At 60.6% G+C, this 7,111-nt stretch carries 5 protein-coding genes; 1 reads left to right on the top strand and 4 read right to left on the bottom strand.

Going from position 1 to position 7,111, the window contains the following annotated elements:
- Nucleotides 1-231 precede the first annotated feature (231 nt).
- A complete protein-coding gene (locus AC07E3_RS21120) occupies nt 232-1,215 on the top strand; it encodes a transglutaminase-like cysteine peptidase (RefSeq protein WP_478364663.1) in 984 nt (327 codons plus the stop codon).
- 18 nt (nt 1,216-1,233) lie between these two features.
- Here the strand turns inward: AC07E3_RS21120 and AC07E3_RS21115 are convergent, their stop codons facing one another.
- From AC07E3_RS21115 to AC07E3_RS21100, 4 genes are read right to left on the bottom strand one after another with little or no spacing between them, the layout of a single operon-like run.
- Nucleotides 1,234-1,848, bottom strand: coding sequence for a ribbon-helix-helix domain-containing protein (locus AC07E3_RS21115; RefSeq protein WP_336067442.1), 615 nt, complete (start codon nt 1,846-1,848; stop codon nt 1,234-1,236).
- Nucleotides 1,849-1,854: 6 nt separating this feature from the next.
- Nucleotides 1,855-3,132 carry an HlyD family type I secretion periplasmic adaptor subunit gene (locus AC07E3_RS21110; protein ID WP_336067445.1) on the bottom strand — a complete coding sequence of 426 codons (1,278 nt, stop codon included), beginning with the start codon at nt 3,130-3,132 and terminating at the stop codon, nt 1,855-1,857.
- Between the two features lie 51 nt (nt 3,133-3,183).
- A complete protein-coding gene (locus AC07E3_RS21105; RefSeq protein ID WP_478364660.1) occupies nt 3,184-5,361 on the bottom strand; it encodes a type I secretion system permease/ATPase in 2,178 nt (725 codons plus the stop codon).
- A 34-nt stretch (nt 5,362-5,395) separates the two neighbouring features.
- On the bottom strand, nt 5,396-6,841 hold the full coding sequence (locus tag AC07E3_RS21100) for a TolC family outer membrane protein (protein ID WP_478364658.1): 1,446 nt from the start codon (nt 6,839-6,841) through the stop codon (nt 5,396-5,398).
- Between the last annotated feature and the right edge of the window lie 270 nt (nt 6,842-7,111).

Below are 7,111 nucleotides of genomic sequence, written 5' to 3'. Positions count from 1 at the left end.
CCACCGTCAATTCCGCCGCAGCCTTCCTCTACGCCGCATCTGCCATGCTGATCATTCGCCGATTGGCTCGATCATCATGAGTTTCGAAACCGACTCTAACAGGGTCTTGTGGGAGGCGATGCACATTTAAATAAAATACAGCAATAAATCCAAACGGAAAATAACCCCTGCCACTTAATCGGCATTTCATTTGCTTCATCTATCTTCTCGCCAAGATCCGGGGGCGGGCAAATGAATATAAAAAGAAATACGTACACTTTCAGGGGCGCAGCGCTGGCGATTTCGACATTCGTACTGGCGATAACTCCTCAGAACGCAGATGCGGGACATTATGCACCTTCACCCGCACAGGTCTCCACCATATCGAGCCTGAACCTTCTGTCGGCTTCGGCGGCGATGGCCGCGGCGAGCAACGGCCTTGCCATGGCCAAGGAACGCTGGCGGGCCGCCGCTGCGGGTCTTCAGGCAAAGACAGTGCGTGTGGCCGCGCGAACGGCAGACGACACTCCCGCGCACAGCCGAAGAATGACGCCCTCGGGAACAGGCGTGTTCGGTTCCGTCGCCATTCCCTTCAAGGCGCTCCCGTCGAGCGCGAACTGGAAAGCCGTCTACCCATCGATCGTACGGGCGGATTTCGCCACATGCACCAATGGCAGCGGATGCACGCCGCGCGCCGAGGAACTGGCAGGCCTCGTCCGCGAGATCAAAGCCAAGCCGTTTTCACAGAAGCTGGCGGCGGTCAATCGCGCGGTCAACCGGAATGTCGCTTACGTGTCCGACCGTGCCAACTATCGCCGGCTTGATGTATGGGCAAAGCCAACCGACATTCTCAACCGCGGCAAGGGGGATTGCGAGGACTACGCGATACTCAAGATGGCGGCGCTCAACGCGGCGGGCATTCCCCTGAGCAGCATGTCGCTTGTCGTGCTTCAGGATCAGAGCCGCTCTCTCTTCCACGCGGTGCTCACCGTTTCCACCACCAGGGGCCACTACGTGCTCGACAATCTGCATGACCGTGTGATGAAGGACACCGCCCTGGCAAGCTATCTCCCGCTTTATTCGCTCAGCGGCAACCGCTCGTGGATTCACGGCAGGAAGCGTGACGGCTCCATGGTGGCAACGCTTGCACCGCTGCCGCGCGATCTTGCGCCGGGAGAAGGGTTTGACACCGCTGCCGGACGCGGCGTGTCCAGCAAGCGCATCGAGGCGAACTGACCGGATTTTCGGCTTATCTCAATTGGGTAGAATGAACCCGATGATCGCCTCCTGCTGTGTCAGCGGGGCCAGAATGGCATTGAGACGCCCCCGGATAAGCTGGCGGTCGACACCGATGACGAAACCGACCGTTGCCGGACCACTCCCCTCGATCTTCAGCTTTTCGATCAGTTCGGAGAACTGAATATCCAGTGACAGACGAACGCCCCTTCCGGTGGTATCGGTGGCGAGGCTCGACAGACGCGACTGGACGAAACCGATGAATGCCGGGTTGTAGGCCATCAACTGCTTGTCGCCGGTGAGGGCAAAGCATGGTGACGGGCTCGCCATGACATGGTTGCGCACCGCCTGGCGGCCGATCTTCCTGCTGGCGGTGTCCAGCGCCCCCTGCAGATAGCCCACCGCTTCGACGCGCAGGGCCGAAGACAGGTTTGCTCCCTTTTCCAGCCTGCTTTCACAGGTCTCGATAACATCACCGACACTGCAATCGCGCACGTCTGCGATCTGTTGCAGAACCGTCCAGAAAATTTCCTCAAGCCGGATGCCGCGCCGTGTCGTGCCAACGCGGAGCACACGGAACCTGGGCTGGAAGGCCCAGTCCTCATCTCTCGGGATTTCAGCAGGTTTCGTCATGATCGCTCACCGCTCGCGAAGCGCCTCATTGCGCGCCTTGTTGATCGGTTTCATGAGGTAGGCGAGGATGGTTTTCTTGCCGGTCATGATGTCGGCAGTGGCCACCATTCCCGGGAAAATCGCATGGCTTCGCCCGTCCCGGATCAGTTCGGCCTGATCGGTCTTGACCCGCACCTGGTAGAAGGTTTCGCCGGTGTTCTGATCCACGAGGCTATCGGCGGACACATTCGAAACCTCGCCTTCCAGCCCGCCATAGATCGAAAAATCATAGGCAGTAACCTTGATCAGGGCCCGCTGACCCGGGCGGACAAACGCCACATCGCGCGGCGAAATCCGCGCTTCCACAAGAAGCGTGTCGGACGTTGGCACGACTCCTGCGACCACGGTACCCGGCTCCACATAAGCGCCGATCGTGTTCACTTCCAGCGTGTTGATGATGCCGTCCACCGGTGAGCGGATGTCGGTGCGGGCCACCCGGTCGCTTGCGCCACGAATGGTCTCCTCGATGACGGAAAGCTCTGCCAGGGCCTGTGTTTTCTCGGCAAGCGCTTCCTGCTGCACCTGCAGTGCAAGCTCGTCGATCTGAAGCGTTGCCTCGTTGATTGACGCTTCGATCCGTTCGACCGATTCGCGCGTGGATTCGAGCTGGCCGCGGGTTTCGGCGAGCTCTTTCTGCACACGCAGCAACTCGGTCTGTGCGACGAGCTTGCGCTTGACCATCGGCGCCAGAAGATCGGCCTCGCGCTGGGAGAGTTCGAGGTTTTCCTCCAGTCGCGTGATATTGGCGCGCGCTTCATCAAGCTCGTTCAGCCGCTGCAGACGCCGCTCCACCAGAACGGAACGCTTGTTCCTGATATTGTCCGCACGCGCCTGCAAAAGCCGGGCCTCGTTCTGGCAGATGTTCGGCGCAACGTCACGAAGCTCTTCCGGGCAGATATATTCCCCATCGAGCTCCCCCTTCTCCTCCAGTTCGAGCCGTGTGAGCTGCGCACGCAGGGCGCGCGCCCGCGCCGCCGCTTCGCCAAGTGAAGAGGCCGTCGCCGTATCGTCGAGCTGAAGGATCAGATCGCCCTTGCTGACTGTCTGCCCGATCGTGACGGCGATTTCCTGGACGATTCCGGCCTCGCTCGATTGAACGATCTGGGTTTTGGAGACCGGAATGATCTTGCCCTCGCCGCGGGCGATCTCCTGAACCTCGGCAATCGAGGCCCAGCCTATGAAGGTCATCACAAGGGCTGCGATGACGACCAGCCCCAATCGTGCAGCCAGTGGAGGACGGTCCATTGCAATCCGCCTTTCTTCTTGTCCGGGCGCATCATCGGCGCCGCGAGAGGCCTATTGTTTCCTTCCCGAACGCCCGCCCCCGGCGTTCTTCTGCAATTCCTCGATCACCCTCTCCTTGGGTCCGTCGGCGATGACGCGTCCCTGATCGATCACCACCAGCCGGTCGACAAGCTGCAGCATGCTGTGCCGATGGGTGGAGATGATCAGCGTCACGTCTTCGCGGAAGGCCGTTTTCATCCGGGCGATGAGCTCGCGCTCGCTTGCCAGATCCATGGCTCCCGACGGCTCATCCATAAACACGATCCGTGGATCGCTGAGCAGAACACGAGCGATGGCGACTGCCTGTCTCTGTCCGCCCGAAAGCTGGCTGCCACGCTCGCCCACCGGCATGTCGTAGCCTCTGGGATGGCGCGCGACAAAAGTATCGACACCGGCAGCCTCGGCGGCGGCAACCAGTTCATTGTCCGTTGCGCCCGGCTTCGCCATCAGGAGGTTTTCCTTCACCGAGCCCGAGAAGAGGTCCGCGCTCTGCGAGGTGAAAACGACGGCGGAACGCACGACGGAAGGATGATACTGGCGAATGTCGACGCCATCCAGGAGCAGGTTGCCGCTCGATGGCGGATAGAGGCCTGCCAGCAGCCTGCCAGCCGTGGTCTTGCCAGATCCGATCCGGCCGATAATGCCGACGCGTTCACCGCCCTTGACCGAGAGATTGAAATCCACCAGCGCCGGGCTTGCCGCCTCGGGATAGGTGAACCCCACATTGCGAAAGTCAACGTCACCGGAGCGAATCTCGCGATTGACGAACCCCGCACTCTCTGGCCGATCCTCTGGCTGTTCCATGATCGTGTTGAGAATGCGCAACGACAAAAGCGCCTGACGCATGCGTGAGAGCGTCATTGCGATCTGGCCAAGCGGCGCGACCGCCCGGCCAGAAAGCATGACCGTTGCGATGATCGCTCCGGTCGAGATGTTGCCTTCAGAGAATTCATAGGCACCGGCAACCACCAGGCCAACGGTCACGAGCTGCTGAACGAACTGCGTCATGTTCGCCGCCCAGGCAGAGAGCTGCTTGATACCCTCCGCCGTGCGCGATGCGTTCTTGGCCAGCTCACTCCAGCGGCGTAGCAAAGTGCGTTCGGCGCGGAGGGATTTCACGGTCTCGATGGTGGAGATCGTTTCAACCAGAAGAGACTGGCGTTGCGCGGCTTCATTGTTGGCGGCCGCCACACGCCGGCCGATCCGGGACTGGGCAATCAGACCGATGATCAGGGCAAGGGCGAATGCCGTCGCGGGAATGACCGCGAGCCAGCCGGCAACACTGTAGATGACGGCAATGAACACAAAGACGAAGACGCTGTCGATCAGCGTGCTGATCGTGTTCGAGGTAAAGAATTCACGCACGAACTCATACTGCGTGACCCGGTTGGCATATTCGCCTGTCGACATCGGGCGAGAGGCCATGGTGGCATGCAGCACCTTCTCGAACAGAAGGTAGGAGAGTTTCAGGTCGGCCTTGCGGCCGGCATAGTCGATCAGCGCCGCGCGCACGCTTTTCAAAAGCAGGTCGAAGAGGATCGCGCCTGCGACGCCCAGCGCCAGAACCCAGAGCGTTGCCGTCGCCTGATTGGGCAGCACCCGGTCATAGACATTCATGACGAACAGGGGCGAGGCCAGTGCAAGCAGATTGACGAAGAGTGCCGCTATGGCAACCTGAGCGTAGGATTTCCAGAACGGTGCAAGCGTCGTCGTGAGCCAGTGGCGCTTTTCGATCTGCTTTGCCAGGGTCGAGTCCGTGCTTTCGGACTGGTTCAGATAGATGACGCTGAAAGAAAGGATCAGCCGGATGTTCCTGGAAAGCACATCCTTCAGCGCAACGCCTTCTTCCGCAACCGGATCGGGGAGAAGCGTGGTGCGCAGATGATCGTTGGGCAACGGCTCGAGGAGCGCCTGTGCCGTGCCGTCCCCGAAAACGACCAGCACGGGCAGATCGGGCGCACCACCGGCCAGTTCGCGCCGGCTGTGCTGCTCCACCTCGAGTCCGATGCGCGCGGAAAGACGCTCTATATCCTCAAGGGACGGGTTTTCTTCATCGAAAGGTGTGTCCGAGAACAGGACCGTTTCCGAACTCGGACGCGCCAGAAACTGCGCAATTTCCCGAAAGGCAAACCTGAAACTGCCTGCCTGAAGCGGCGTGCCTGCCACGGGACTATTGCGGAGCTGTTCCACCTTCCTCCTCTATGCCACCATGGCGATGCGGCAGCTATTGCGACCGGATCGGAGCGAGAAGATCGAGCGGCAAATCGTTCGTCTGTCGCGAAGGCAGCCTCTTGTAGGTTTCGGTCGGTGCCGTCTCCGGCACGTTGAATTCCGCGCGCGCATAGGCCTCTGACTGCTTGGCGCTCGAAAGGTTCATCGTCGAGAGCAGCGTCCCCGTTGCCGCGAGTATGCGATACTCGGCAAAACGCGCGGCGTACTGGGCTGTCTTGGACAGAACGTTGACGCTGAACCGCGTGTTCTGCGCACCCAGCACATCGAGCAGCGATCGCTGGCCGACCACAAGCTGTTCGCGGTAGGAACTGACGAGCTGGGCGTTGGTCTGGGCCTGTGAACGAAGGGTGCCGGCCAAATCGATCTGGCGCTGGCGGCGATCCCACGAAATGCGAACCGCTTCCTCGACCTCACGATAGGCCTGGTGAAGCACGAGGCGCTGCTCGCTCGCACGGCGGATCTGCTCCTGTTCGTTGGCAACGTCGATACCGCCGCGATAGAGGTTCCACTTGGCCACGATCCGCGCCTGAAGATCGTTTGTGCGCCCATCGGCGCCGTCGATGTCGTAACCGGCGCGGGCGCGCCCTTCCGCACTGATCTCGGGCAGCATGTTGGAGCGGGCGGCATCGACCAGAGCGTCGGCCGCGTCAATATCGGCATTGGCGACCTTGATGCGCGGATTGTTGGCTCGCGCGATGCCGATCGCCTTGTCGAGCGATGCCGGCAGGGCCGACGCCACAGAACCGGGCATTGTCGGGTTTGTGAGCGGTTTGCCGACAAGCTTGTAGAAACGAATCTTCGCCGCCTCCAGCTCTTCTTCGGCTTCCTTGAGACGTGCCGTGGCGGAGAGCATGCGCTCCTGCGCCTGCTGCCTGTCGGCTTCGGTCAGCGCGCCGCCTGAAATGAGAGAACCGATATCCCCCAGCATCGACCGATGGAAGCCGACATTGTTGCGCGCCTCGTTCACGATCTCGACCTGCAACAGATATTCGAGATATTCGCGCACGACCTGCAGGGCGATGGTCTCGGAACGCTCCAGAACGCGGAAGGAGGCCGAATCGACCCGTGCTGCCTGGCGTTCCAGTTCGGCACGGCGTCCGCCGCCATCGAACAGCTTCTGGGTGATCGACAGCCCGATTTCGGCCGGATAGAGCGGGTCATCCTCAATGCCAACGCCGCGACGCGAGGAATTGTCGAGCCGGCGCGCGCCCACCGACGCTTCGAGATCGACGCTAGGCAGGAAAAGCCCGCGAGCCTGACGCAGCTCGAACTCGATCGCCTCACGATTTTCGATCGCCTGTCCGATCTCAGGGTTGGATTCCAAAGCCACTGCCATCGCTTCCTTCACAGAAAGAGCGTTCGCATCGGTGGAAAACAGAACTGCACCGCTCATCAGAGTGGCGGCGAGCAGGCTCAGAATACGTGACTTGTGCTTCATCATCCCCCCTTTGCCTGCGCCTCAGTCGACGCAGCCAACGGATCCATCCGGCTCCAACACCAGATATCCAAATATCATTTTATGCTAAGCTAACTGCCCTTGGCTGGCTACGATATAAGCCGTCCTAATACCTCTTTAGGAGTAATTTAGTCGACTCATTTCGCGGCTATGTTGTCGACCGTGAACAATTGCGCATTCAGGCTGCGACGGAGTTTGGCGGGACCAGCAGCGCGGCGATCATCAGCCGCAAGAAAGCCTTCAGCCATTTGA

This window comes from Nitratireductor lacus (genome assembly GCF_056431025.1).
Note: the sequence above shows the minus strand (reverse complement) of the source record. Positions and strands in the feature narration are given on the sequence as shown.

Excerpts from the sequence above, each read along its gene's own strand:
- AC07E3_RS21120 (WP_478364663.1), top strand. The coding sequence starts at position 232 with ATGAATATAAAAAGAAATACGTACACTTTCAGGGGCGCAGCGCTGGCG.
- AC07E3_RS21115 (WP_336067442.1), bottom strand. The coding sequence starts at position 1,848 with ATGACGAAACCTGCTGAAATCCCGAGAGATGAGGACTGGGCCTTCCAG.
- AC07E3_RS21110 (WP_336067445.1), bottom strand. The coding sequence starts at position 3,132 with ATGGACCGTCCTCCACTGGCTGCACGATTGGGGCTGGTCGTCATCGCA.
- AC07E3_RS21100 (WP_478364658.1), bottom strand. The coding sequence starts at position 6,841 with ATGAAGCACAAGTCACGTATTCTGAGCCTGCTCGCCGCCACTCTGATG.